General features: G+C 26.2%; 1 protein-coding gene. It reads right to left on the bottom strand.

Annotated elements, in window-relative coordinates:
• Window positions 1-27: 27 nt before the first annotated feature.
• The coding region (locus GQX97_RS14435) for a leucine-rich repeat domain-containing protein (protein WP_157152372.1) at window positions 28-548 on the bottom strand (521 nt) is incomplete at its 5' end.

Here is a 548-nt window from a genome sequence, read left to right as displayed (position 1 = left end):
TTCTTCATTATTAAATATTTATTAATTCTAATATTCTATTATTTTAGCAKCGCCTGGTATACCATTACCTTTTAATTKTTCGTATAATGTTTTACTTCCTTTTGGCACATWAATAGTTTTTAAGTTAYTACAATAATTAAAAGCATTTCTAGCAATRATAGGRGGAGTAGGTGATAAAAATGTAACAGTTGTTAAAGATTGAGCCATATGGAAAGCATACTTTTTTATTTCTTTAACAGAGGCAGGTATAGTTATATTTTCTAATAAAGGGCAATTTTCAAATACAGTGTCATTTAAAATCTCTAAATTGTTTGGAATATGTATTTTCTTTACCTTTATACAAGAACCAAATGCACTTACTCCCATRTAAGTTACTGAATCTGGTATATATATTTCTTCAAGTTGTTGAGATGCATAAAAACCTCTGTCATCTATATATGTTAATGTTTCAGGTAATTCTAATTTTTTCATTTGTATTCCATAAACAGCATTGCTTCTAACTGTAACTAAGTTTTTAGGTATATTTAGATTTGTTAATATATGGCAAT

The sequence above is a fragment of the Brachyspira sp. SAP_772 genome (assembly GCF_009755885.1).
In the GTDB taxonomy this organism is placed as follows: Bacteria; Spirochaetota; Brachyspiria; order Brachyspirales; family Brachyspiraceae; genus Brachyspira.
This window is presented reverse-complemented; position numbering and strand designations above follow the sequence as displayed.